Source organism: Roseateles sp. GW821-FHT09B06 (assembly GCF_059418245.1).
In genome coordinates, this window is sequence record NZ_JBWKPM010000014.1 from 82,436 (window position 1) to 107,091 (window position 24,656).

The following is a 24,656-nucleotide window of genomic DNA, read 5'->3' on the forward strand; positions in this document are numbered from 1 at the left end:
GGCGGTTAAAAACGGCATTGTACCGGCCCCGCAAGGCGGCCGAGCAATGCCCGAGTGGAGCGGCCCCTAAAAACGGCGCATGAGGCGGCGGCGCCTCAGGGGCAGCTCAGGCCCACAGCGCCAGCAGCAGCATCAGGCCGGCCAGCATGCTGGACAGACCGATGAAGCGGATCTGTCCGTCACTCATGGCCAACAGGCGCGCGAACAACTGGCGCCAGGCCGCGGGGTTCAGGAAGGGCAGCAGCCCTTCGATCACCAGCATCAGGGCCAGCGCCCCCAGCAGGGTCTCGCCCATGCTGCCGGCGCCGGCTTACTTGCCCTTGGCCGGGGCAGCGGGCCCGCTGCCACGCATGGCCTTGAAGAAGTCGCTGCTGGGGTCGACCACCATCACGTCGGACTTGTTGCGCCAGGCGGCGCGGTAGGCCTCCAGCGAACGGTAGAACTGCGCGAACTGCGGGTCCCGACCGAAGGCTTCGGCATACAGCGCCGAGGCCTTGGCGTCGCCCTCGCCCTTGATCTTCTGGGCGTCGCGGTAGGCCTCGGCGACGATCACCTCGCGCTGACGGTCGGCGTCGGCCTTGATCTTTTCGCCCTCGGCCGAGCCGGTCGAGCGCAGCTCATTGGCGACGCGCTTGCGCTCGGATTCCATGCGGCGGTAGACCGAGTCGGTGATGTTGGCGGCGAAGTCGACGCGCTTGATGCGCACGTCCACCACCTCGATGCCGAACTGCTTGGCCTCGTCCGCCAGGCGCCGCTGCACGTCGTTCATCACCTTCTCGCGCTCGGTGGCCAGCACGGCCAGCACGGTGCGCTTGGTGACCTCCTCGTTGAAGGCGGCCTGCACGATGGGACTGAGGCGGCTCTCGACATTGCGCATGTCGGTGCCGCTGTTGCGGATGAACTGGCGCGGCTCGGCGACGCGCCATTTGACCAGCCAGTCGATCACCAGGCTCTTTTTCTCGGCGGTGAAGATGGCGCGCGACTCGGGGCTGTCCAGGGTCTGCATGCGGCGGTCCAGGAACACCACGTTCTGGAACGGCGGCGGCAGCTTGAACTTCAGACCGGGCTCGGTGACCACGGCTTTGATCTCGCCCAGGGCATAGACCACGGCGAACTGGCGCTGATCGACGATGAAGAGGGTCGAGCTGGCCAGCATGAAGGCGATCAGGGCGCCGATGACGATGGAGGCAATGCGATTCATGTTCTTGTTCTCCTCGCCTCAGCGGCTCTCGCGGTCGCGACCACGCAGACCGTCGCGCGAACGCACGTCGGCAGCGCTGCCCTGCGACGCAGTATCCGGCAGCACGGCCGGCACGGGAGGGCTGGCGGTCACGGTGGAGCCGGCCTGCTGCAGCAACTTGTCCAGCGGCAGGTACAGCAGGTTGGAGCCGTTGCGGCTGTCCACCATCACCTTGCTGACATTGCTGTAGACCTGCTGCATGGTGTCGATGTAGAGGCGGTCGCGCGTCACGGCCGGCGCCTTCTGGTACTCGGCCAGCACGCTCTTGAAGCGCTGCGCATCGCCCTCGGCCTGCGCCTCGACTCTCGACTTGTAGCCCTCGGCCTCCTCGCGCAGGCGCGCGGCCGTACCCTGGGCCTTGGGAATCACGTCGTTGGCATAGGCCTGACCCTCGTTCTTCAGGCGCTCGCGGTCGGCGCCGGCCTTGAAGGCGTCATCGAACGCGGCCTGCACCTGCTCGGGCGCCTGCACGTTCTGCACGTTCACATTGGCCACCAGGATGCCGGCCTTGAGGCGGTCCAGCTGGTTCTGCACCGATTTGGCCAACTCGGCGGCGATGGCATCGCGCTGCTCGTACAGCACCGAGTCCATCTTGCTCTTGCCGACTATCTCTCGGACCGCCGATTCCGCGGCCTGGATCACCGCCTCGTCGGGACTGCGGTTCTCGAATAGATAGTCGCGCGCATCCTTCAGCCGGTACTGCACGGTAAAGCGGATGTCGACGATGTTTTCGTCCAGGGTCAGCATCGATGAGTCGCGCAGGCCGGTGGCCTGCACCACCGAGTTGCGCCCCACCTCGACCGAGCGCAGCTGGGTGACGGGCACGACCTCGTTGGCCTGGAAGGGGTAAGGCAGGCGCCAGTTGAAACCGGCATCCACCGTCTTGCTGTACTTGCCGAAGGAGGTGACGACCGCCTGCTGGCCTTCCTGCACGATGTAAAAGCCGCTGCCCAGCCAGCCCAGCGCCACGACGCCGGCGATCAGGCCGACGCCGATGCCGGCGCTCTTCATGTCGGGCTGGAAGTTGTTGCCGCCGCCGCCATTGCCGCCCTGGGGCGAACCACCGCCGCCCTTGCCGCCGAACAGGCCCGAAAGCTTGCGGTTGAAGTCGCGCCAGAGCTCGTCCAGATCGGGCGGGCCGTCGTTGCGGCCATTGCTCAGCAGGCGACCGGCCAAGCGTTGCCAGGGCCGCGCACGCACGGACTCAGATTTGTTCATGCTCATGCCTGTCATTCATGTTGTGGGCAGATGGGGTCGGGTCATGTCCGTTCAAGCCCGCGGCCGGCGGCTGCATGCACTGCACGATGCGCGCGCGCAGCACATCCAGGCCCTCGCCGCTCAGGGCGCTGACGAAGACGCGCGGCACGCGCAGGCCACCGGGCCGCTCCAGCCAGTCCTCGTCCGAGCGCGGGCGCTGGTTGTCTTCCAGCAGGTCGAGCTTGTTGTAGACCAGGATCTGCGGAATGCCGGCGGCACCGATCTCGTCCAGCACCCGCTCCACCTCGACCATCTGCTCGTCCAGCACCGGGCTGGCGGCGTCGATCACATGCAGCAGCAGGTCGGCCTCGGCCGCCTCCTGCAGGGTGGCCTGGAAGGCCTCGACCAGCTTGTGCGGCAGGTCGCGGATGAAGCCCACGGTGTCGGACAGCGAGACGCTGGCCCCGGCGGCCTCCAGGTAGAGCGAGCGCGTGGTCGTGTCCAGCGTGGCGAACAGCTGGTTGGCCGCATAGGCGCGCGCCTTCACCATGGCGTTGAACAGGGTCGACTTGCCGGCATTCGTGTAGCCGACCAGCGAGACCCGGAACACCTGGTTGCGCTCGCGCGCGCGCCGCTGGGTGCCGCGCTGGCGCTGCACCTTCTTCAGACGCTCCTTGGTGACCTTGATGCGGTCGTCGATCATGCGGCGGTCCAGCTCGATCTGGGCCTCGCCGGGGCCGCCGCGCATGCCGATGCCGCCGCTCTGACGCTCCAGGTGGCTCCAGCGCCGCACCAGGCGCGTGGCCAGGTATTGCAGCCGCGCCAACTCGACCTGCAGCTTGCCTTCATGGCTCTTGGCGCGTGCCGCGAAGATCTCCAGGATCAGCGCGGTGCGGTCGGCCACCGGCACGCCCAGCACGCGCTCCAGATTGCGCTGCTGGGCCGGCGAGATCGCCTGATCGAACAGCACGGTATGGGCCTGGTGCGCCTGCACCAGCAGCTTGATCTCGTCGGCCTTGCCGGAGCCGACGAACAGCGCGGCGTCCGGCGCCTGGCGACGCGCGATGACCTTGGCCACCGGCGTATCACCGGCGGACTCGGCCAGCAGGGCCAGTTCATCGAGCGTGGGATCGAAATGGCCGCTGCGGCCGATCTCGACGCCCACGAGAATGGCGCGCGCCGCCTCGGAGGGCGGCGACGCGGGAGTGGGAGAAAAGGAAGAGGAACTCAAGGGTGCGAGGGGCTCAGGCGCCCCCGAAGCGCTTTATTGGGCGTTTTCGCCGCCGTTCTCGGCCGCGTGGAAATTCACCGCACGGCCCGGCACCACGGTGGAGATCGCGTGCTTGTAGACCATCTGGGTCACGGTATTGCGCAGCAACACGACGTACTGGTCGAAGGACTCGATATGCCCTTGCAGCTTGATACCGTTGACCAGGTAGATGGACACCGGCACATGCTCCTTGCGCAGCAGGTTCAGGAAGGGATCTTGCAAGAGTTGGCCTTTGTTGCTCACGATATGCTCCGTGTTAGAGAGAACGAGGGGATGAGAAAGCGTTGGGAGGCTTCACCTTAACACAGGGAAAGCCCCGATGGTCGGACCGATCAGGCCTCTTTGTCCGCAAAGGGATTCTTGGCCGAGCGCAGCTCGATGCGCAGCGGCGTGCCGACCAGCTTGTAGTGCGTGCGGATGCGGCCTTCCAGATAGCGCTTGTAGGCATCGGTCACCCCCTCCAGCGAGTTGCCGTGGATCACGACGATCGGCGGATTCATGCCGCCCTGGTGGGCGTAGCGCAGCTTGGGGCGGAAATGCCCGCTCTTCTTGGGCGTCTGGTGCTCCACCGCTTCCTGGATCAGGCGGGTCAGCACCGGCGTGGTCATCTTCTTGAAGGCTGAAGCGTAGGCGTCGGCCATCGCGTTCCACAGCGGCCCCAGACCCTGGCGCTTCAGCGCCGAGATATGGTGCAGCGGCGCGAACTTCAGGAAAGACAGACGATGCTCGATCGAGCGCTCCAGCTGCTGACGCTGGTAGCTGTCGATCGCGTCCCATTTGTTGATCGCCACCACGACGGCGCGGCCGCTGTCCAGCACATAGCCGGCGATATGCGCGTCCTGGTCCGACACGCCCTGGGTCGCATCGATCAGCAGCAGCACCACATGGGCGTCGGCAATGGCCTGCAGGGTCTTGACCACCGAGAACTTCTCGATCGCCTCGAACACCTTGCCCTTGCGGCGCAGGCCGGCGGTGTCGATCAGCTTGAACTTCTGACCCTGGCGCTCGAAGTCCACCGCGATCGCGTCGCGCGTGGTGCCGGGCATGTCGAAGGCCACCAGGCGCTCCTCGCCCAGCCAGGTGTTGATCAGGGTGCTCTTGCCCACATTCGGGCGACCCGCCACCGCGAGACGGATCACGCCCTCCTCTTCCGGCAGCTCTTCCTCGCTCTCGGGCCCGAAGGGCTCCAGCACCGCCTCCAGCAGGCTGCGGATGCCCTGGCCATGGGCGGCCGAGACCGGATGCGGCTCGCCCATGCCCAGTTCGTGGAACTCGGCCAGCAGCGGCGATTCGCTCATGCCCTCGGCCTTGTTGACCGCGAGGTGGACGCGCTTGTTGGCCTGGCGCAGATAGCGCGCGATGTCCTGGTCCTGGCCCGACAGGCCGGTGCGCACGTCGACCACGAACACCACGGCGTCGGCCTCGGCCACCGCCTGGCGGGTCTGCTTGGCCATCTCCTTGACGATGCCCGTGGTGCTGTCCGGCTCGAAGCCGCCGGTGTCGATGACGATGAACTCGCGTGCCCCAAGGCGCCCGTCGCCGTAGTGGCGGTCGCGCGTCAGCCCGGCGAAGTCGGCCACGATGGCATCGCGGCTCTTGGTCATCCGGTTGAACAGCGTGGACTTACCCACGTTCGGGCGGCCGACCAGGGCGATGACGGGTTTCATGATGTTCTTGTTCTTCTAAGGTTGGGAAAGAAAGCTCTGCTCGGGCTTTACTCCGGGCTTCACTCGGGCCGGAGCGCGAAGAGGCCGCCGTTGCGGGTCACCACCAGCACGGTGTCGCCCAGTTGCACCGGCGCGGCCACCACCGGCGAGCCGTCGGTGGCCAGACGGGCCACGGTCTTGCCGCTGTCGAGCGCCAGGAAATGCACATAGCCCTCGTAGTCGCCCACCAGCAGGTGCTTGCCCGCCGACAGCGGCGCGCTGAGCTTGCGGTTCAGCAGTTGCTCGGCGCTCCAGACGGTGTCGCCGTTGCCGAGCTTCCAGGCAGTGATGCGGTCGGTGGCATCGGCGCCGTAGACCTGCTGGGCATCGACGCCCACGCCCAGGGTGCCGCCGACATTGCGGCTCCACAGCGTCGAGCCGCGCTCGGCGTTGACGCAGCCCACGGCCGACTGGAAGGCGCGCGCGCACAGCGTGTCGCCCTGGCGGGCCAGCGGGCCCACCAGGTCGGCCAGACGCTCCACCTCGTTGGTGCCGCGCGGCGTGGCCACATTGGCCTCCCAGCGCAAGGTGCCGCGCAGCGGGTCGATGCCGGCCAGACGCGCGCCCTGCCCCACCACCAGGGTGTCCTTGTAGGCGGCGAGCACGCCGGGCTGCGACAGGGTCAGCGGGTCGCCGGGGCGACGCAGATCCCACAGGCGGCGGCCGTCCAGCGCGTCGAAGGCCAGCACCTGGCGATCCACGGTCAGCAGGAAGACGCGCTCGCCGGCCACCAGCGGCGCGGTGCTGACGGTCGAACCGACGGTCTTGCGCCACACCGGCTTGCCGGCATCCAGCACCACCAGTTCGTTGTTGCGGGTCACGACCGCGGCGAAGCGGCCGTCGCTGCCGACGCCGGCCTGCAGCTTGGCACCGGCCTCGCCGCGCCACAGCACCGATCCATTCGCGGCCGAGAAGGCCTGCACCACGCCATCGCTGCCGGCGACCACGAAGCGGTCGCCGCGCGCCGCAACCGCCAGCGGGAACTGCACGCCATCCAGGCGCGCGTTCCACAGCTGGCGCGCGCCGACGGCGCCGCCACCGAGCGTTTCCAGCGGCGCCGGCTTGGGCGCGCTGGAGGAGCTGAACCACGCGCAGGCGCTCAGCAGCGCCGTCAGCCCCAGGATGGCGAGCGGCCGCATCAGGTGACGGGCGGCCTTCATTGCGCGGCTCCCGACGCGGCGGCGTCCGGTGCGGCCACGCCCAGCGAGGCCAGCTTGGCCTCGATCAGGCGGCGATAGTCCAGGGTCTTGTCCATCGCGGCATAGGCCTTCAGGAATTCGGTCTTGGCCGCATCGGGCTTGTTCTGCAGCAGGGCCAGATCGCCGCGGCGGTCGGCCACCAGGGCGGCGAAGTCGGCCCCCTTGACGCCGTCCAGGGACTTGGCGGCCTCGTCGAGCTGTTTGGCGTCGAGTTGCAGCGCCGCCAGGCGCAGGCGCGCGATGTCGCGGTACTCGGTCTCACCGGCGCTCTCGGCGGCCCAGGCGAGGCTGGCGCGGGCCGCGTCGGCCTGGCCCTTGTCGGCCTGCAGCTTGGCGGCCACCAGCGCGGCCTGGGCGGCGTAGACGGTGCGCGGGAAGCGTTCCTTCAGGTCGGCGAAGACGCGGCCGGCCTTCTCGGCGTCCTGCGCCTCGGTAGCCGTCTCCAGCGCCTCGAACATCGCGGCGGCCTTGGCGGCCTGGTCGCGCTGCCAGTAGTTCCAGCCGTTCCAGCCGGCAAAGGCCAGCAGGACCAGCGTGACCACCCAGGTGATCAGATTGCCGTAGCTTTGCCAGAAAGCCTTCAGCTGGTCCAGCTGTTCCTGTTCTTCGAGATCGAGATGAGACGCCATTGCGGGAGCTGTTCTAGGTGGTCGGGGTCAAAGATGCGCGATTATGCGTTGAGCAAAAGCTCGGCCGCCCAGTCGGGCACGGCCGTCAGCGCGCGGGTGTACTGGGCGGCATTGGCGTCGCGCAGCGGCTTGATGGCCACCTGCCCCTGCGCCAGCTCGTCCTCGCCGAAGATCAGCGCGAAGGCGGCACCGCTGGCGTCGGCCTTCTTGATCTGCGATTTGAAGCTGCCACCACCGGCATGCATCTGCACGGCCAGGCCGGCCGAGCGCAGCGCTTCCAGCGCAAGCTGGACCTGGGGGCTGACAGCCGGATTCGGCACGACGGCATAGACCTGCGGCGCGGCGCTGGGCACCGGCAGCTTCAGCTCGTCGATCAGGAGCAGCAGGCGCTCGATGCCGAGGCCAAAGCCCACCGCCGGCGTCGGCTTGCCGCCGAGCTGCTCGAACAGACCGTCGTAACGACCACCGCCGCAGACGGTGCCCTGCGAGCCGAGATGGTCGGTGACCCACTCGAACACGGTCAGGTTGTAATAGTCCATGCCCCGCACCAGGCGCGTATTGACGCGGTAGGCCAGGCCGGCCGCGTCAAGCACCGCACGCACCGCGTTGAAATGGGCCAGCGTCTCTTCGCCCAGGAAGTCCATCAGCCGCGGGGCGCCTTCGACAAGCGCCTGCATCGCCGGGTTCTTGCTGTCGAGGATGCGCAGCGGGTTGCTATGCAGGCGGCGCTTGGCGTCCTCATCAAGCTGCTCGGCATGGGCCTCGAAATAGGCAATCAGCGCCGCGCGGTGCGCCGCGCGTTCGGCCGGCTGGCCCAGGCTGTTCAGCTCCAGCCGCACATGCTGGCCTTCGATGAGACCCAGCTCCTTCCAGAGCCGGCGCGCCATCAGGATCAGCTCGGCATCGACGTCCGGCCCGGCAAAGCCCAGCGCCTCGACGTCGAGCTGATTGAACTGCCGGTAGCGGCCCTTCTGCGGCCGCTCGTGGCGGAACATCGGGCCGACGGTCCACAGGCGCAGCGGCCCGTTGTAAAGCGCGTTGTGCTCGACCATCGCGCGCACGATGCCGGCCGTCGCCTCGGGGCGCAGCGTCAGCTTGTCGCCGTTCATCGAGTCGGTGAACGAGTACATCTCCTTCTCGACTATGTCGGTCACCTCGCCAAGGCCGCGCACGAACAGCGCCGTCGGCTCGACGATGGGCGTCAGCATGTACTGATAGCCATAGCGGGCCAGCACCGAGCGCAGCGTGTTCTCGAACCACAGCCAGAGCTGCGAATCCGGCAGCTTGTCCTTGCGCGTGACGCTGCCGGGCAGGATGTCATTCATGCCCTTGACCGCCTGCAAGACGGTGGGCTTCTTCGTTTCTGTCATGCGGATGCGGTCGCGCCGAAGCGCTTCTCGATGTAGTTCTCGACCAGGGCGTGGAACTCGGCTGCGATGTTCTCGCCGCGCAGGGTCAGGGCCTTCTCGCCGTCGATGAATACGGGCGCGGCCGGCGCCTCGCCGGTGCCGGGCAGGCTGATACCGATGTCGGCATGCTTGCTCTCGCCGGGGCCGTTGACGATGCAGCCCATCACGGCCACCTTCATGTTCTCGACGCCGGGGTACTTGCTGCGCCAGACAGGCATCTGCGCGCGCAGGAAATCGTCGATCTGCTTGGCCAGTTCCTGGAAGGTGGTGCTGGTGGTGCGGCCGCAGCCGGGGCAGGCAGTGACGCTGGGGTTGAAGGCGCGCAGCCCAAGGGACTGCAGGATCTCCAGCGCGATCACCACCTCCTGGGTGCGCGCCTCGCCGGGCTGCGGCGTCAGCGACACGCGGATGGTGTCGCCGATGCCCTCCTGCAGCAGGATGGACAGGGCCGTGGCCGAGGCCACCGTGCCCTTGGTGCCCATGCCGGCCTCGGTCAGGCCCAGGTGCAGCGCGTAGTCGCAGCGCGCGGCCAGGGCCCGATACACCGAGATCAGGTCCTGCACGCCGCTGACCTTGCAGCTGATGATGATGTTGTCGGGGTTCAGGCCCAGTTCGCGGGCGTAATCGGCCGAACTCAGCGCCGACTGGATCAGCGCCTGGTACATCACCTGCTTGCCGTCCCAGGGCTCGGCGCGCTTGGCATTGTCGTCCATCATCTGGGCCAGGATCTCCTGGTCCAGGCTGCCCCAGTTCACGCCGATGCGCACCACCTTGTCGTACCTGGCGGCGGCCTCCACCATCATCGCGAACTGGCGGTCCTTCTTGTCGCCCTTGCCGACGTTGCCCGGGTTGATGCGGTACTTGGACAGCGCCCGGGCCATCGCCGGGTGCTCGGTCAGCAGGCGGTGGCCGTTGTAGTGGAAATCGCCGACCAGGGGCACGTCGATGCCCATGCGGTCGAGCTGCTCGCGGATATGCGGCACGGCATCGGCCGCCTCGGGCGTGTTGACCGTGATGCGCACCAGCTCCGAGCCGGCCACGGCCAGCTCCTTGATCTGGATCGCGGTCCCGATCACGTCCACCGTGTCGGTATTGGTCATCGATTGCACGCGCACCGGCGCATCACCGCCGATCGTGACCACGCGCGAGCCCCACACGACGCGCGCCTGACGGCTGCGGCGAGCCGCCGGGCTGGCGGCGGCAATGGCTTCGGCAATGCTGGTTTGGGTGTCGATCATGGGCAGACTGCTTCGGACGATTACTTCAGTTCCAGACGTGCGACATTGTCCCGGCTCTGGGCGGCCAGATCCACGGCCGCGCCGCGCAGAGTGATTTCGGTGCCGGCCACATTGCCGATGCGCAAGCGCAGCGGCGGCAGCACGGCCAGCTCGGCTACGTCGCCGGGCCTCATCAGCCGGGACAGCATGACCTGACCCCGGGCGTCGGTCACCTCGACCCAGGATTCCTGGACGGCCTTGACACGCATCGGCACCTGCCCCGCCTGCAGGGGGGCGGGCGCCATCGGCGCGGCGACGGAGGCGGCCGTGGGCATGCCGATGGCGGCCACGCTGGCCGCCGCCGTTGCGGGGGCGGCGGGGGCGGTAGATGTAGTAGGTGCGGCGATCGCGGGCAGGGCCGCCGGAGCCAGTTGCTCCGCCGCGCTGCCGGCAACGACCGGTGCCGCCGCGTCGAACTGCGGCGCCGGGGCGGGCTGGATCTCGACCGGGGCGGGCTTGACGGCCTCGGGGCCGGACAGCGGCGGCAGCCATTCGCCGGGCAGCAGGTAGACCGCCAGGGCCGCCAGCAGCAGCAGCAGCGGTGCCCAGACCACCGGACGCTTGAGCCATTCCAGCGAAACCTGCTCCTCGCGCAGCGCGCGCTCGCGGAAGGGCTGGTTCAGCCCCCTGGAGACGCGCTCCAGCGCCGGATCGGCGCCGCGCGGCAGCAGGTCCAGCACCGGCGCCGCGTCGATCTTGAGCACGCGGCACATGGCCTTGGCCAGCGCGCGGGCGAAGGTGGCATCGGGCAGCTCCTCGTGGCGGTCGGCCTCCAGAGCCTCCAGCTTGGCCTGCGGCACCTTCAGCTGGGCAGCCAGCACGGCAATGTGCAGGCCCTGGGCCTGACGGGCGGCGCGCAGCCAGGCGCCGGCGCTCTGCCGCGCGCCGGCCGGCGAGGCGGCCTCGGGCGCCTCGCTCAGGATGGTTGACATGCGTTCCCTCTCACTCATCGAATCGACCATTGTTCAGTGCCTGCACTTCCGGCGACTGCGGGAAGCGGCGGCGCAGTTGCTGGCCCAGATCGGCCACCGTGGCGCTGTTGCCCAGGCGCCGTTCCACGCGCAGCGAGAGCCACAGACTCTGCGCATTGGCCTGCTCGGCCTGCTCGTTGACGCGCTTCACATAAAAGCGTGCGCGCTCGTACTGACCGTTGCGGTACAGCACCTCGGCCAGGTTGACGGCGATCGCCGGGTTCGCGGGATCCAGCTCGAAGGCCCGGGCCAGGGTCTTCTCGGCCTCGGCCGGGCGGCCCGCCGTGGCCTCGCAGGCCCCCTTGGCCAGCAGCGAGCGCGACACGCCGCGGTACTGCGGCTGCGCCAGCGCGAGGTCGAACTGGGCGAAGGACTCGGGAAAGCGGCGTTGCTGGCATAGGAACCAGGCGTAGTTGTGCAGGCTGTCCGGGTCGTTGGGATAGAGGCTCAGCGTGCGCTTGAAGCTCTCCTCGGCCAGCGGAATCTCGCCCAGTGCCGCATAGACCAGACCGCGCAGATTCAGGGCCTCGCGCATATCGGGTTTGACGGCGAGGGCCTGCTTCAGTTCGTCCAGCGCGGTGTTGTACTGGCCGCGGGTGAAATAGCCGTAGGCCAGCTCGATGCGCACATTGGCACGCCGGTCGAGCTCGGTCTGGTCGGAGGCGGTGCGCGGCACCTGGCCGGCGCCGCTCTGGCCGCCGGTGCCGGTGCCGGCGCAGGCCAGCAGACCCAGCGCCAACGCCAGGCTCAGGGAAATTTGCAGGAGTTGTTTGTTCATGAGCGCCGTGTCATCAGTGATTCACTGTGGATTGCGCCCCCCGAGACCATGAACCATCACCGGCGCCCGCACCATGCGCTGCTGCACACGGGTACGGTCCTGCACTTCGCCGGCCAGTTGGCCGCAGGCGGCATCGATGTCATCGCCACGGGTCTTGCGCACCGTGGTGACGATACCGGACTTGATCAACACCTCGGCAAAGGCCTGCACGCGCGCGTTCGAGCTGCGCTTCAGACCCGAGGCCGGGAAGGGGTTGAACGGAATCAGATTGATCTTGCACGAGACATGGCCGCGCAGCAGTTGCACCAGTTGGACGGCCTGCTCCGGCGTGTCATTGACGCCGTCCAGCATGCAGTACTCGAAGGTGATGAAGTCGCGCGGCGCCTTCTCCAGATAACGGTTGCAGGCCTCGAGCAGCTCGTCGATCGGGTACTTCTTGTTCAGCGGCACCAACTGGTCGCGCAGCGGATCGGTCGGCGCATGCAGCGACACCGCCAGCGCCACCGGCACATCCTCGCGCAGCCGGTCGATCATGGGCACGACGCCCGAGGTCGACACCGTCACGCGGCGGCGCGACAGGCCGTAGCCATGGTCGTCCAGCATCATGCGCAACGCCGGCACCAGGGCCGAATAGTTCTGCAGCGGCTCGCCCATGCCCATCATCACGACATTGGTGATCACGCGCTCGCCGCTGTTGAAGCGCCGGCGCAGGCTGTGCTCGGCGAACCAGAGCTGGGCGATGATCTCGGCCGTCTCCAGGTTGCGGCTGAAGCCCTGGTGGCCGGTGGAGCAGAAACGGCAGCCCACCGCGCAACCGGCCTGGCTGGAAATGCACAGCGTGCCGCGGTCGTCCTCGGGGATGAACACCGCCTCGACCGCATTGCCGGCGCCGACGTCAAACAGCCACTTGACCGTGCCGTCGGCGGAAAGATGTTCGGAGATCACGGGCAGCGCCGTGACATGGGCCGTGCCGCGCAGCTTCTCGCGCAGCGACTTGGCCAGGTCGCTCATCTGATCGAAGTCAGCGGCGCCCTTCTGATGAATCCAGCGAAACAGCTGGGTGGCGCGAAAACGCTTCTCACCCAGCTGCTCGCAGAACGCAGCCAGTCCTTCCAGATCGAATCCAAGCAGGTTGACCGCGTTCATGGTGTTCACCTCTTTTCTATGGCCTCATGGCCAGAGCACCAGAGGCGTTGGCCGGCTTTTCAGCGGCTGTAGACGTTCATGCCGGGGAAGAAGAACGCAATTTCTTGCGCTGCGGTTTCGGCGGCATCCGAGCCGTGCACGGCGTTGGCGTCGATGCTGTCGGCGAAATCGGCGCGGATCGTGCCCTTCTCGGCCTTCTTCGGGTCGGTGGCGCCCATCAGGTCGCGATTCTTCAGGATCGCGCCTTCGCCTTCCAGTGCCTGGATCATCACCGGGCCGGAGATCATGAAGCTCACCAGGTCGTTGAAGAAGGGACGGGCCTTGTGCACGGCGTAGAAGGCCTCGGCCTCGCCACGCGACAGGTGCGCCATCTTGGCGGCCACGACCTTCAGGCCGGCGGCTTCAAAACGGGCATAGATCTGGCCGATCACGTTCTTGGCGACGGCATCGGGCTTGATGATGGAAAGGGTGCGTTCGATCGCCATGTTTTTCTCCTGAAAGCTTGGGCTTGGCAAAGCCCTAGATTGTACTGTGTGATGATGACGGCCCCTTGCGGGGCCGGGAAATAGGGACCGACAGCCGCTCAGCGCCGACCGCCGCGGCCACCGCCGCCGCCGGAGCGACCGCCGCCACCGCCCGATCGGTTGCCGCCGCCACCGCCACCGCCGCCCCGCCCACCGCGACGGGTGAAGGCGTCGGCGCCGATATAGCCGACCGAGGTCTGCATCGGATCGGGCTCGCGCGGGCCATTGCCGCCACCGCCGCCCTTGCCGCGGCCGCCCCGACCGGGCGCACCGGTGCCCTGGGCGCCGCTGCCGCCGGCGCCGAAGCCGCTCGGAATGCCACGCTTGCCGCTGCTGGCGAAGCGACGGTCGAAGGTCTGCTCCAGCGGGTTGATGTTGTGCGGGATGAAGTCGTCGTCGCTCTCGTCGTCGCGGTCGCGGCCGCGCTCGACGCCACGCTCTGCGCCGCGCTCCTGCTGACGCATCTCGGGCGGACGCTGCGAAGGCTCGGGCCGGCTCGGACGCGGGCCGCCGGTGCCGCCGCGACGGTTGCGCTTGCTGTTGCCGCCGCCACGTTCCTCGCGCGGCGCCTGGCCTTGCTGACCCTGACCCTGGCGCGGTTCGCGGTCCTGACGGTCCTGGCGACCACCGCCGGCCAGGCGGCGGATCACGCGCACATCGTCCTCGCCCAGTTCCACCCAGACGCCGCGCTTGAGGCCGCGCGGCAGCACCACGGTGCCGTAGCGAATGCGGATCAGGCGGCTCACCACCAGGCCCACGGCCTCGAACAGCCGGCGCACCTCGCGATTGCGGCCCTCGGTGATGACGACGCGGTACCAGCGGTTCACGCCCTCGCCGCCGCCGTCCTCGATGCTCTTGAAGCCGGCCTGCTGACCCTCGATCTGCACGCCCTCCAGCAGCCGGGCGCGCTGCTCGTCGCTGAGCGTGCCCAGCACGCGCACCGCGTACTCGCGCTCGACGCCGAAGCGCGGATGCATCAGCTGGTTGGCCAGCTCGCCGGAATTGGTGAACAGCAGCAGGCCTTCGGTATTCAGATCCAGGCGGCCGACCGACTGCCACTTGCCCTGATACAGCTTGGGCAGGTGGCGGAACACGGTGGGACGGCCCTCCGGATCGTTGAAGGTCACGACCTCGCCGGTGGGCTTGTGATAGGCCAGGATGCGCGGCGCCGGCGGCGAGATGCGCACGCGGATCTGCTTGCCGTTGACCGCGACGCGGTCGCCGAAGGAGATGCGCTGGCCGATATGGGCCACCTCGCCGTTCACTTCGATCTTGCCCTCGGCGATCATGTCCTCGATGTCGCGGCGCGAGCCGACACCGGCCTGCGCCAGCACCTTCTGTAGCTTGGGCGCATCCGGCTCGGGGGCCAGCACGCGCTTCTGCTCGACCTCGGTCACGGTCTCGGCGGACGACGCCTCCTCGGAGCCGTCGAACTCGCCAGCCAGCACCTGGGCAAAACGTTCGCCGACCTCGGCCTGCAACTGCTCGGGCGCAGGCTCGGCGCGCTGCGGACGCGCAGCCGCGGCCTCGTCGCCCTCGGCCTGCTCGTCGCCGGCCTCGTCGCGGGCGCCCTCGCCCGCCTCAAACTCACCGCGACGGCGGCCGCGGCGACGGTTGCGGCCGCGGCGCTCGTCGGACTCGGCACGCTCGCCGGCGTCCGCCGCCTGCGGCTGCGCCGCCTCGACCGCGGGCTGCGGCTCACCGACCGGTTCGGCCGGCGCCGCAGCGCTGGCCTGTGCCGCCACCTCGCCTGCTGCCTCGCCCGTCGGTTCGGCGGCCGCCTTGCGCGGGCTGCGGCGCTTGGGCGCCGGCGCCTCGTCGGCTGCCACGATCGGTTCCGCAGCCACCGCCGGCGCCGCTTCCTCCGCCTTCTTGGCGGCGGTCTTGCGCGGCGCGCGCGGCTTCACCGGCTTGGCCTCGGCGCCCTCCGCAGCGGCGACCGGCTGAGCGTCGGCCTCCGCCTTGGCTCGGGTCGTGCGGCGGCGCTTCGGCGCCTCTTCGGCCAGGCCCTCGGGGGCGGCCTTGATGTCGTTATCGTCTGAATTCATGCGTCGGCTTGCACCTTCTCGCTAGCGTCGGATTCGGAGCCCGGGGCGGTGTCGCCCGCGGTCACCGGAACGGATGCGCCCTCAGGAGAAACCTCGGGCGCCGGGGTAAGTAGGAACTCGGTGGAAATATCGGTGGAAATGTCGGCAGGAGGTGCGGCGGGCTCGGCCGCCGCGGCCACGTCCAGCAAGGAGGCCTGCCCCTCCAGCATCTGCGCCAGCGCCGGACCGGGCTCGCCGCCGGACTGCAGCTCGGGCAGCTGCTCCAGACTGGCCAGCCCCAGATCGTCGAGGAACTGGCGCGTCGTTGCATAGAGCGCCGGACGGCCCGGCGCCTCGCGATGACCGATCACCTCGATCCAGGCGCGATCTTCCAGCTGCTTGATGATCTCGCTGGAAACGACGACACCGCGGATGTCCTCGATGTCGCCGCGCGTCACCGGCTGGCGGTAGGCAATGATGGCCAGGGTCTCCAGCACCGCGCGCGAATAGCGCCGCGGCTTCTCGGGGTGCAGCCGGTCCAGGTACTCGCGCAGCTCGGGGCGGCTCTGGAAACGCCAGCCCGAGGCCACCGCCGTCAGCTCCACGCCGCGACCCTCCCAGTCGCGGCCCAGCTCGTCGAGCAGGCCGCGCAGGGTATCGGCGCCGACCTCGTCGGCGAACAGGGTCCGCATCTCGCGCACGGTCAGCGGCTGCTGGGCGCAGATCAGCGCGGTCTCGAGGACGCGCTTTGCATCCTGTGTGTTCATGGACTGCTGTCAGCTGGCCGCCATCCTGGCGGTCGTGTTTGGAACATTCGCTGCATTCAGCGGGCTGTCGGGTCTAGGGGCTGTGATCCTCGGCGGGCCGCCGCTTGCCCTCACGGACTGCGGCATGGCCGGCATGGCCCCGGGGCAGCGGCGACTGATCGCGAATGGCTACTACTTTCTTCGCGGCGCTTGGCTGACCCAGCTGGCGCCATTGTAGCGCTTGTCGCGCGCTCAGGCGCCTTTGCCGTCCAGCCCCGCTGCGGGCAAGCCCGCCGCGGTCCAGCTATCGGCCAAATCCTGTGGCACGGATGCATCAAACCTCAGGGCCTGGCCGTCGATCGGGTGCGCAAAACTCAGCCGCGCCGCATGCAGGGCCTGACGCCCGAGGCCCAGCGCCGGCGTGCCGCCGTACAGCGCATCGGCCACCAGCGGGTGCCCCTTGCTGGCCAGATGCACCCGGATCTGGTGGGTGCGGCCGCTGTGCAGCACGCAGCGCACGGCGCTGTAGCTGCGGCCCTCGAGCTCGGCCTGCGCCAGCAGATAGACATCGGTGCGCGCCGGCTTGCCGCCGGCCAGCACCGCCATCTTGACCCGCGACACCGGATCGCGGCGCAGCGGCGCGTCGATCACCAGCTCCGCGGGTACCCGGCCATGCGCCAGCGCCAGGTATTCGCGATGCACCTCGCGCGCCGCGATCATGCGCACCAGGGCCGTCACCGCCTCCAGGGTCTTGCCGACGACCATCAGGCCCGAGGTGTCCTTGTCGAGCCGGTGCACGATGCCGGCGCGCGGCAGGGTCGCGGCCGCCGGGTGATGCGCCAGCAGCCCGTTCATCACGGTGCCCGACCAGTTGCCGGCCGCCGGGTGCACCACCATCCCGGCGGCCTTGTTCAGCACCAGCAGATGGTCATCTTCATAGACGATGGCCAGCGGCAGCGCCTCGGCGCGGAAGGCCTGGCTCTCGGCCGTGGGCTGCAGCTCCAGCTGCACGCGCTGGCCGGCCTGCAGCTTGCGCGCGGCCGTGGTGGCGGCTTGGCCGTTCACCAGCACGCAGCCGCGGCCGATCAGGGCCTGCAGATGGTTGCGCGAGAACTCGGGGGCCAGGCCGGTCAGCCAGCGATCCAGGCGCTGGCCATGGCCGGCGGCATCGACCTGGGCTTCGCGCCGCTCGACGCCCTCCTCGGCCTGCTCCAGATCCTGCTCGTCGCCACTCTCGGCCAGCGCTGCCGCGGCCAGGTCGGACTCGGCCTCAACCATATAATCAAACTCCATTATTTGATGGCCGGCGCCATGTTGCTGTCGGCATGGACCATGACAGAACACAGCTCGCGACTGCGCGGCTCGCTCGGCCCACTCGCAACCGGTATGTTGGCCCTGGCAATGGGCCTGCTGGCGGCCTGCTCCACCCCGCCGGAAGACCAGAACTCCCAGGCGGCGCTGGACAAATTGTACGCAGACGCCAAGGCCGACATCGAGAGCGGCAGCTACGAGCGCGCGATCAAGACCTTGGAGCGCATCGAGGGCCGCGCCGCCGGCACCCTGATGGCGCAGCAGGCCGCGCTGGACCTGGCCTGGGCCCAGTACCGCAGCGGCGAGCGCGCCGCCGCCGTGACCACGCTGGACCGCTTCATCAAGCTCAACCCCTCCAGCGCGGCGCTGGACTATGCGCTGTACCTGAAGGGCCTGGCCAACTTCAACGAAGATCTGGGCCTGTTCGGCAAGCTCGCCAACCAGGACATCTCCGAGCGCGACCAGCAGGCCTCGCGCGACGCCCTGCTGTCCTTCCGCCAGGTGGCGGAGCAGTTCCCCGAGTCCAAGTACGCCGAGGACGCGCGCATCCGCGTCGACTACATCACCAACACGCTGGCCGCCTATGAGGTGCATGTGGCGCGCTACTACTACAACCGCGGCGGCTACGTGGCCGCGGCCAACCGCGCGCAGCAGGCGGTGGTGGAGTTCCAGCAGGCCCCGGCGGCCGAGGAGGCGCTCTACCTGATGGTGCAGAGCTACGAGAAGCTGGGCCTGAAGCCGCTGCGCGACGACGCCGAGCGGGTGCTGCGGAAGAACTTTCCCAACAGCGAATACCTGGCCGGCGGCAGCGGCAAGCGCAAGCGCGCCTGGTGGCAATTCTGGTGAGCTGAGATCCTGCAGCCGAGAAGGCGCCGCACCGCGGCGCTTTTTTATGCCCGCTCGACGCGTTCGGCGGCCAGCATCCGGAGCCAGTCCAGCGCCTCGCCCTCGGTCTCCAGGCGCGTCATCGGCGGCAGCGCGGCGCGCAGGCGCCGGCCGTAGTTCATGCCGGCCATGCGCGGGTCGCAGACGATCAGCAGGCCCTTGTCCGTTTCGCTGCGGATCAAACGCCCGCCGCCCTGCTTCAGCGCGATCGCGGCCTCGGCGATGAAGAATTCCGCAAAGGCATTGCGCCCCTCGGCCTCCAGCTTCTGCACGCGCGCCTCCACCAGCGGATCGCTGGGCGGCGGGAACGGCAGCTTGTCGATCAGCACGCATTGCAGATCGTCGCCCGGCACGTCGATCCCCTCCCAGAAGCTGGCCGAGCCGACCAGCACCGCGCGCGGGTTCTCCATGAACTGCTGCAGCAACAGGCGCTTGGGCGCCGCCCCCTGCACCAGCACCTTGATCGGCTCGGCATCCTGCTCGAAGTCGTCGCGCAGCGCGTCACCGATGGTCTGCAGCGCCCGCAGCGTGGTGGTGAGCACGAAGGTGCGGCCGTCGAGCGCGCGCGCGCAGCGCGCCGCCATGATCGCCACCGAGGGCGCATGGTCGGGTTCGCTGGGCTTGGGGAAGCCGCGCGGCACGTAGAGCCGCGCATGGTTGGCATAGTCGAAGGGGCTGCCGACGCGCAGCACCCGCGCATCGTCCAGGCCCGCCGGCTCGGTGAACCATGTCAGGCGCTCGTCGTCGCCCAGAGTGGCCGAGGTGAAGATCCAGGCCTTGGCCGGCCCCTCGAACTGCTCCAGCATGGCCTCGCGGATGTCCAGCGGCGACTCGACTAGGCGCGCCTGATGCGTGCTCAGGTCGATCCAGCGCACCGCCCCGGCATCGGGCTCGGCCGCAAAATGCTGCGCCAGCTTCAGCAGGGCGCCGGCGCGCTCGCGCAGGCGCACGAAGTCGGGCGAGATGGCGCCCACGGTTTCCAGCGCCGCCTCGGCCAGCTCGGCCGTGCGCGCCACGCCATCCAGCGCCGCGGCAAAGCCGGGCGTGCCGGCGCGCTCCTGCCAGCGCAGCTTCAGCATGCCGCGCAACTCCTTGGCCGCGCCGGCCGCGGCCAGGCGCAGCTCGCGCGCGGCGCGCTCCAGCTGCGCCGCCAGGCCCTGCCAGTCCTGCAGGCCGCGCGCCTCGGTCAGCCCCTGGGCCAGCACATCGCGGGCGAAGTCGGTCAGCTGGCTGGTTCCCAGCAGGGTGCCGAGAAACTGCAGCCCGGCCTCGGGCAGCTGGTGCGCCTCGTCGAAGATGGCCATGTCGACGCTGGGCAGCAGCTCGGCCACGCCGCTGTCGCGCAGCGCCATGTCGGCGAAGAACAGGTGGTGGTTGACCACCACCACATCGGCCTCCATGGCCTCGCGCCGCGCCTTCACCACATGGCAGGCACGGTAGTCGGGGCAGTCGGTGCCCAGGCAGTTGTCGCGCGTGGAATTGATGAAGGGGATCAGCGGCGAGCGCTCGTCCAGCCCCTCCATTTCGGCCAGGTCGCCGCTGACGGTGCCCTGCGCCCATTGCTCGACGCGGGCCAGCAGCAGCACCGAGCGCCGGTCCGGCAGGTCCGCGCTGTGGCGCGCCTGCTTCATGCGGTGCAGGCACAGATAGCTGCCCCGCCCCTTCAGCAGTGCGCTGCGCAAGGGCAGCTGCAGCGCACGGGTCAGGCGCGGCAGGTCGCGCAGGAACAGCTGGTCCTGCAGGCTCTTGGTGGCCGTGCTGATCAGCGCGCGGCCGCCCGACAGCAGGGCCGGCACCAGATAGGCGAAGGTCTTGCCGACGCCCGTGCCGGCCTCCACCACCAGGGCCTCGCGGCGTGCGATCGCCTGGGCCACGGCCCGGCTCATCAGCAGCTGCGGCTCGCGTGGCGCATAGTTCGCATCGGCACGCGCCAGCGGGCCGCCGGTGTCGAAGGCGGCCAACACCCATTGCTCCAGCTCGCTCGGCGGCTGGTCCGGCTGCGTCTGATCCATCAGGCCGGCTCGGCGGGGTCGGTGGCTTGTTCGATGCGGGCGATCAGGTCGCGCAGGGCCAGGCGGCGCTTCTTCAGGCGCTGCAGGGCCAGCTCGTCGAGCGGCTGCTGCCGGGCCAGGCTGTCGATCATCACGTCCAGATCGGCATGCTCGATGCGCAGCTCGATCAGGCGGCGCGGCAAGGAATGTAATTGTTCATCCATGTAAGGCTAGGATGGCATGCGAAACTGCCTGCCGAGCATTGGTTGCCGATTATATTTCCGTCATGACGCGCAGCGCCCCCGGATTTCGACTCAACGCCGCCACCGGCACCCATCGTGGGGACCGCCCCTACCAGCAGGATCAGGTGGAGATCTTCAGCCATCCGCGCCAGAGCGGCTGCCTGTTGGCCCTGGTGGCCGACGGCATGGGCGGCAAGAGCGGCGGACGCAAGGCGGCGGACCAGGTGGTGATGACCGCCCGCCAGCTGTTCGAGCGCTTCGTGCCCGGCGACGAGGCCCCCGAAGCCTTCCTCAGCCATCTGGCGGCCGAGGCGCACCTGATGATCAAGCTCACCGCCATCGCCACCGAGGAGGAGCCGCACAGCACGCTGGCGGCCTTTCTGATCATGCCGGACCGGCAATGCCATTGGGTCCATGCCGGCGATTCGCGCATCTACCATTTCCGCGGCCCGAGCATGCTCAGGCGCACGCTGGACCATTCCTTCGTGCAGCGCCTGCTCGACGAAGGCCAGATCAGCGAGGCCGAGGCGGCGGTGCACCCGCAGTCGAACCTGCTCACGGGCTGCCTGGGCACCGAGCAGGACCCGGAGCCGAGCAGCGAGACCGTCGAGCGCCTGCAACTGGGCGACTGCCTGGTCGCCTGCAGCGACGGGCTCTGGCATTACTTCACGCCGCACGAGCTCGGCACGGTGCTGCACAGCCTGCCGCCGCGCGAGGCGGCCGAGCTGCTGGTCGAGAAGGCGCGCCAGCGCGCCCATGGCGGCGGCGACAACCTGTCGCTGGCCATCGTGCGCGTCGAGGCGATCGCTTAAATACCGCTATCTCGGCGCGGCTATCTCGGCGCAGCCGACTCAGCGCGTCGGCGTCGGCCCCGACGCCCGGGGGGGCGCCGGCAGCGCCGCCAGGTCGGCGGCACTCGGCGTCGGCAATGCCTGGACGGGCTTGGGCGGACGCTCCTGCTGCTTGCGCAGCACGCTGTCGCGACGCGTGGCGGCCTGACGCTGACGCTCGGCCGCCTGCTCGCGGCGCTGCGCGGCCTCCTGCTCGTTCTTCTTCAGTTCGGCTTGCACCGAGCGCGCATGGCCGGCGCTGTCCGGCACATGGGCGGGCTTGGGCGCGGATGCCGGCGGCGCGGCCGGCACGGCCCCCTGCACGGCCTTGGCCTGGCTCTCGGCCTCGCGGCGCGTGCTCTCCTGCTGCTTGGCCTCCAGGCGCTCGCGCTGGCGCGCGGCACGGACATGGCGCTCCTCGGCGTCGAGCCGCAACTCGCGCTCGCGCAGGGGCTTGAGCGCTTCGAGGCGCTCGTCGGTGGCGGACTGACGGCAGCGGTTGACCTCAAAACGGTCGCCGCAGGCCTGCAGCGCCTCCTTGTAACGCGCCTCGATGCGAGCGCGCTGCTGTGCGATGTCGCGGCGGCCCTCATCGGCGGCCCGCGCCTGTGGCGGCAGGGTCGACAGGGCAAGCCCGAACAGCAGGATTCCGAACTTCATGCCCTAGCCTATCAGGTCAGCGAGGTGTCGACCTCGCGGCGCGCCAGCGCCAGGTACTCGGCGCTCTGCATCTCCTGCAGGCGCGAGACGGTGCGCGGGAACTCGTGCGCCAGCGGGCCCTCGGTGTAGAGCGCCTCGGGCGGCACCGCGGCCGAGATGATCAGCTTGACGCGGCGATCGTAGAGCACGTCGACCAGCCAGGTGAAGCGACGCGCCTCGCTGGCCAGGCGCACCGGCATCTCCGGCACGTCCGAGAGGATCAGGGTGTGAAACTGGCTGGCCAGCTCCAGATAGTCGTTCTGCGAGCGCGGGCCGCCGCACAGGGTCTGGAAATCGAACCAGACCACGCCGCCGGCACGTCGCCGGGCATGCAGCTCGCGGTGCTCGATATGCAGCAGCGGGCTCTCGTCGCGCGCCTCGGCCAGCGATTCGAAGGCCTCGGTCAGCGCCGCGTCGGCGCGCTCGTCCAGCGGGCAGTGATACAGCTCCACATGCTCCAGCGAACGCTGGCGGTAATCGGTGCCATGGTCGACATTGATGACCTCCAGCTTCTCGTTGAGCAGGGCGATCGCGGGCAGGATGCGGTCGCGGTGCAGGCCGTTGGGATAGAGCTCGTCGGGCCGGAAATTGGAGGTGGTGACGATCGAGACGCGGTGCTTGAACATGGCGTCCAAGAGGCGATGCAGGATCATCGCATCGGTCACGTCGGCCACGTGGAACTCGTCGAAGCAGATCAGGCGGAAGCGCTTGGCGATGCGCTTGCCCAGCTCTTCCAGCGGGTCGGCGATGCCCTTCAGGTCCTGCAGCTCGCGGTGCACCTCGCGCATGAACTCATGGAAGTGCAGGCGGGTCTTGCGCGTCAGCGGCACGGCCTGGAAGAAACAGTCCATCAGGAAGCTCTTGCCGCGCCCCACCCCGCCATACATGTAGACACCACGCGGCAACGGCGGATGGCGCAGCAGCTTGGTCACCGCATTGCTGCGGCGCGCCTTGTAGTCGGCCCATTCGTCCTGGCAACGCTGCAGCGCCGCAATGGCGTGCAGCTGGGCCGGGTCGGCGGTGTAGCCGCGCTCCGCCAGGGTCTGCTGATAGAGCTCGGTGACTGAGGTCATGGAAGAAGGAAGGTCCTCGGGAGTCCAGCAAGGCAAAGGGGCGACCTTCGCCGCCCCTTTTCACTTTGAAACGCCGCTGGCGATCAGAAGTTGAGGGTGCGCTTGTCGATGGCCAGCGCGGCTTCCTTGGTCGCCTCGCTCAGGGACGGGTGGGCATGGCAGATGCGCGCGATGTCCTCGGCCGAAGCCTTGAAGGCCATCGCCACCACGGCCTCGGAGATCAGCTCCGAGGCAAAGGGGCCGATGATGTGCACGCCCAGGATCTCGTCGGTCTTGGCATCGGCCAGGAACTTGACGAAGCCATTGGTGTCGCCCAGCGCGCGCGCGCGGCCGTTGGCCAGGAAGGGGAACTGGCCGGCCTTGTAGGCGCGGCCCTCGGCCTTCAGCTGCTGCTCGGTCTTGCCGACCTGCGCGATCTCGGGGCTGGTGTAGATCACCGAGGGAATGATGTCGAAGTCGACATGGCCATGCTGGCCGGCGATGCGCTCGGCCACCGCCACGCCTTCTTCCTCGGCCTTGTGCGCCAGCATCGGCCCCCGCACCACGTCGCCCACCGCCCAGACATTGGACAGGTTGGTCTTGCAGTCCGCGTCGACCACGATCGCGCCGCGCTCGTCCAGCTGCAGGCCCACGGCCTCGGGGTTCAGACCGATGGTGTTGGCGCTGCGGCCGATCGAGACGATCAGCTTCTCGACTTCCAGCACCTGGGAGGCACCCTTGGCATCGGTGTAGCCGACCGTCACGCCCTTCTTGTCCTTCTTGACCTCGGTGATCTTGACGCCCAGCTCGATGGCGAGGCCCTGCTTCTTGAACAGCTTGGCGGCTTCCTTGGCGACCGACTCGTCGACCGCGGGCAGGAAGGCCGGCATGGCTTCCAGCACCACGACCTCGGCGCCCAGGCGGCGCCACACCGAACCCAGTTCCAGGCCGATCACGCCGGAGCCGATCACGCCCAGCTTCTTGGGCACGGCGGCGATGCGCAGCGCGCCGTCGTTGGAGAGGATCTGCTCCTCGTCGAACGGCGCACCGGGCAGCGCGCGGGCGTTCGAACCGGTGGCCAGGATCACATGCTTGGCCTGGATGGTTTCATCGCCGGCCTTGATCTCATAGCCGCCGTCCTTGGCAGCGACGAAGCTGCCGCGGCCGTGGAAGAACGTGACCTTGTTCTTCTTGAAGAGATACAGGATGCCGTCGTTGTTCTGCTTCACGACCTGGTCCTTGCGGCCCAGCATCTTGGCCACGTCCATCGTGACCTTGCCGGTCGAGATGCCATGGTCGGCAAAGTGCAGGCTGGCGTGCTCGAAATGCTCGCTGGACTGCAGCAGGGCCTTCGAGGGAATGCAGCCGACATTGGTGCAGGTGCCGCCGGGCGCGGGACCGCCCTTGTCGTTCTTCCACTCGTCGATGCAGGCGGTGTTGAAACCCAGCTGGGCCGCGCGGATCGCCGCGATATAGCCGCCGGGGCCGCCGCCGATCACGACGACGTCAAAGTTCTTGGTGCTCATG

25 protein-coding genes are annotated in these 24,656 nt (G+C 68.9%); 3 read left to right on the plus strand and 22 right to left on the minus strand.

Going from position 1 to position 24,656, the window contains the following annotated elements:
• Positions 1 to 106: 106 nt before the first annotated feature.
• The 16 genes from AC07OQ_RS14035 to scpB form a co-directional block, all read right to left on the minus strand.
• Positions 107 to 295, minus strand: a complete 189-nt coding sequence (locus tag AC07OQ_RS14035) for a DUF2065 domain-containing protein (protein ID WP_495053741.1) — start codon at positions 293 to 295, stop codon at positions 107 to 109.
• A gap of 15 nt (positions 296 to 310) precedes the next feature.
• Positions 311 to 1,201 carry a protease modulator HflC gene (gene hflC, locus AC07OQ_RS14040; protein ID WP_495053742.1) on the minus strand — a complete coding sequence of 297 codons (891 nt, stop codon included), beginning with the start codon at positions 1,199 to 1,201 and terminating at the stop codon, positions 311 to 313.
• Positions 1,202 to 1,219: 18 nt separating this feature from the next.
• Positions 1,220 to 2,458, minus strand: coding sequence for an FtsH protease activity modulator HflK (hflK, locus tag AC07OQ_RS14045; RefSeq protein ID WP_495053778.1), 1,239 nt, complete (start codon positions 2,456 to 2,458; stop codon positions 1,220 to 1,222).
• On the minus strand, positions 2,445 to 3,668 hold the full coding sequence (gene hflX / locus AC07OQ_RS14050; protein ID WP_495053743.1) for a GTPase HflX: 1,224 nt from the start codon (positions 3,666 to 3,668) through the stop codon (positions 2,445 to 2,447). The genes hflK and hflX overlap by 14 nt, the downstream gene beginning before the upstream one ends.
• A gap of 33 nt (positions 3,669 to 3,701) precedes the next feature.
• Positions 3,702 to 3,950, minus strand: coding sequence for an RNA chaperone Hfq (gene hfq, locus AC07OQ_RS14055; protein ID WP_495053744.1), 249 nt, complete (start codon positions 3,948 to 3,950; stop codon positions 3,702 to 3,704).
• Positions 3,951 to 4,039: 89 nt separating this feature from the next.
• Positions 4,040 to 5,374, minus strand: a complete 1,335-nt coding sequence (gene der, locus AC07OQ_RS14060) for a ribosome biogenesis GTPase Der (protein ID WP_495053745.1) — start codon at positions 5,372 to 5,374, stop codon at positions 4,040 to 4,042.
• A gap of 59 nt (positions 5,375 to 5,433) precedes the next feature.
• Entirely contained in the window at positions 5,434 to 6,573 is a 1,140-nt protein-coding gene (gene bamB / locus AC07OQ_RS14065) for an outer membrane protein assembly factor BamB (RefSeq protein WP_495053746.1), read from the minus strand.
• Complete coding sequence (locus tag AC07OQ_RS14070; RefSeq protein WP_495053747.1) at positions 6,570 to 7,241, minus strand: YfgM family protein; 672 nt, start codon at positions 7,239 to 7,241, stop codon at positions 6,570 to 6,572. Before AC07OQ_RS14070 ends, bamB begins: the two co-directional genes overlap by 4 nt.
• A gap of 41 nt (positions 7,242 to 7,282) precedes the next feature.
• Entirely contained in the window at positions 7,283 to 8,611 is a 1,329-nt protein-coding gene (gene hisS, locus AC07OQ_RS14075) for a histidine--tRNA ligase (protein ID WP_495053748.1), read from the minus strand.
• Positions 8,608 to 9,888, minus strand: a complete 1,281-nt coding sequence (gene ispG / locus AC07OQ_RS14080; protein ID WP_495053749.1) for a flavodoxin-dependent (E)-4-hydroxy-3-methylbut-2-enyl-diphosphate synthase — start codon at positions 9,886 to 9,888, stop codon at positions 8,608 to 8,610. Before ispG ends, hisS begins: the two co-directional genes overlap by 4 nt.
• 20 nt (positions 9,889 to 9,908) lie before the next feature.
• On the minus strand, positions 9,909 to 10,859 hold the full coding sequence (locus tag AC07OQ_RS14085; RefSeq protein ID WP_495053750.1) for a helix-turn-helix domain-containing protein: 951 nt from the start codon (positions 10,857 to 10,859) through the stop codon (positions 9,909 to 9,911).
• A 10-nt stretch (positions 10,860 to 10,869) separates the two neighbouring features.
• Positions 10,870 to 11,676, minus strand: a complete 807-nt coding sequence (pilW, locus tag AC07OQ_RS14090; RefSeq protein WP_495053751.1) for a type IV pilus biogenesis/stability protein PilW — start codon at positions 11,674 to 11,676, stop codon at positions 10,870 to 10,872.
• A 21-nt stretch (positions 11,677 to 11,697) separates the two neighbouring features.
• Positions 11,698 to 12,822 carry a dual-specificity RNA methyltransferase RlmN gene (gene rlmN / locus AC07OQ_RS14095; RefSeq protein ID WP_495053752.1) on the minus strand — a complete coding sequence of 375 codons (1,125 nt, stop codon included), beginning with the start codon at positions 12,820 to 12,822 and terminating at the stop codon, positions 11,698 to 11,700.
• A 59-nt stretch (positions 12,823 to 12,881) separates the two neighbouring features.
• Positions 12,882 to 13,307 carry a nucleoside-diphosphate kinase gene (gene ndk / locus AC07OQ_RS14100; RefSeq protein ID WP_495053753.1) on the minus strand — a complete coding sequence of 142 codons (426 nt, stop codon included), beginning with the start codon at positions 13,305 to 13,307 and terminating at the stop codon, positions 12,882 to 12,884.
• A gap of 98 nt (positions 13,308 to 13,405) precedes the next feature.
• On the minus strand, positions 13,406 to 15,394 hold the full coding sequence (gene rluB, locus AC07OQ_RS14105; RefSeq protein WP_495053754.1) for a 23S rRNA pseudouridine(2605) synthase RluB: 1,989 nt from the start codon (positions 15,392 to 15,394) through the stop codon (positions 13,406 to 13,408).
• Entirely contained in the window at positions 15,391 to 16,140 is a 750-nt protein-coding gene (gene scpB, locus AC07OQ_RS14110; protein ID WP_495053755.1) for an SMC-Scp complex subunit ScpB, read from the minus strand. The genes rluB and scpB overlap by 4 nt, the downstream gene beginning before the upstream one ends.
• Between scpB and AC07OQ_RS14115 the strand changes: the two genes are divergently transcribed.
• The gene (locus AC07OQ_RS14115; protein WP_495053756.1) at positions 16,139 to 16,357 is read left to right on the plus strand and encodes a hypothetical protein; all 219 of its coding nucleotides are present in this window, start codon (positions 16,139 to 16,141) and stop codon (positions 16,355 to 16,357) included. The two genes, scpB and AC07OQ_RS14115, sit on opposite strands and share 2 nt — an antisense overlap.
• A 14-nt stretch (positions 16,358 to 16,371) precedes the next feature.
• On the opposite strand, the gene AC07OQ_RS14120 is transcribed toward AC07OQ_RS14115, so the two are convergent.
• Positions 16,372 to 17,397 carry an RluA family pseudouridine synthase gene (locus tag AC07OQ_RS14120; RefSeq protein WP_495053757.1) on the minus strand — a complete coding sequence of 342 codons (1,026 nt, stop codon included), beginning with the start codon at positions 17,395 to 17,397 and terminating at the stop codon, positions 16,372 to 16,374.
• Positions 17,398 to 17,505: 108 nt separating this feature from the next.
• Here AC07OQ_RS14120 and AC07OQ_RS14125 point away from each other — a divergent pair, with 108 nt between their 5' ends.
• Positions 17,506 to 18,276, plus strand: a complete 771-nt coding sequence (locus tag AC07OQ_RS14125) for an outer membrane protein assembly factor BamD (RefSeq protein WP_495053758.1) — start codon at positions 17,506 to 17,508, stop codon at positions 18,274 to 18,276.
• Positions 18,277 to 18,320: 44 nt separating this feature from the next.
• On the opposite strand, the gene yoaA is transcribed toward AC07OQ_RS14125, so the two are convergent.
• Together yoaA and AC07OQ_RS14135 are read right to left on the minus strand one after the other, a co-directional pair.
• Positions 18,321 to 20,327: a DNA repair helicase YoaA gene (yoaA, locus tag AC07OQ_RS14130; RefSeq protein WP_495053759.1), complete on the minus strand. Its 2,007-nt coding sequence runs from the start codon at positions 20,325 to 20,327 to the stop codon at positions 18,321 to 18,323.
• Positions 20,327 to 20,530, minus strand: coding sequence for a YdcH family protein (locus tag AC07OQ_RS14135; protein WP_495053760.1), 204 nt, complete (start codon positions 20,528 to 20,530; stop codon positions 20,327 to 20,329). Before AC07OQ_RS14135 ends, yoaA begins: the two co-directional genes overlap by 1 nt.
• A 62-nt stretch (positions 20,531 to 20,592) precedes the next feature.
• On the opposite strand from AC07OQ_RS14135, the gene AC07OQ_RS14140 reads away from it, so the two are divergent.
• Positions 20,593 to 21,360: a PP2C family protein-serine/threonine phosphatase gene (locus AC07OQ_RS14140; RefSeq protein ID WP_495053761.1), complete on the plus strand. Its 768-nt coding sequence runs from the start codon at positions 20,593 to 20,595 to the stop codon at positions 21,358 to 21,360.
• A 39-nt stretch (positions 21,361 to 21,399) separates the two neighbouring features.
• Here AC07OQ_RS14140 and AC07OQ_RS14145 read toward each other — a convergent pair whose 3' ends face one another.
• The 3 genes from AC07OQ_RS14145 to lpdA form a co-directional block, all read right to left on the minus strand.
• Positions 21,400 to 22,038 (minus strand): hypothetical protein, encoded by a 639-nt coding sequence (locus AC07OQ_RS14145; protein ID WP_495053762.1) that lies wholly within the window; start codon positions 22,036 to 22,038, stop codon positions 21,400 to 21,402.
• 11 nt (positions 22,039 to 22,049) lie between these two features.
• Positions 22,050 to 23,150 (minus strand): cell division protein ZapE, encoded by a 1,101-nt coding sequence (gene zapE, locus AC07OQ_RS14150; protein ID WP_495053763.1) that lies wholly within the window; start codon positions 23,148 to 23,150, stop codon positions 22,050 to 22,052.
• An 83-nt stretch (positions 23,151 to 23,233) separates the two neighbouring features.
• Positions 23,234 to 24,655 (minus strand): dihydrolipoyl dehydrogenase, encoded by a 1,422-nt coding sequence (gene lpdA / locus AC07OQ_RS14155; protein WP_495053764.1) that lies wholly within the window; start codon positions 24,653 to 24,655, stop codon positions 23,234 to 23,236.
• Position 24,656 lies beyond the last annotated feature (1 nt).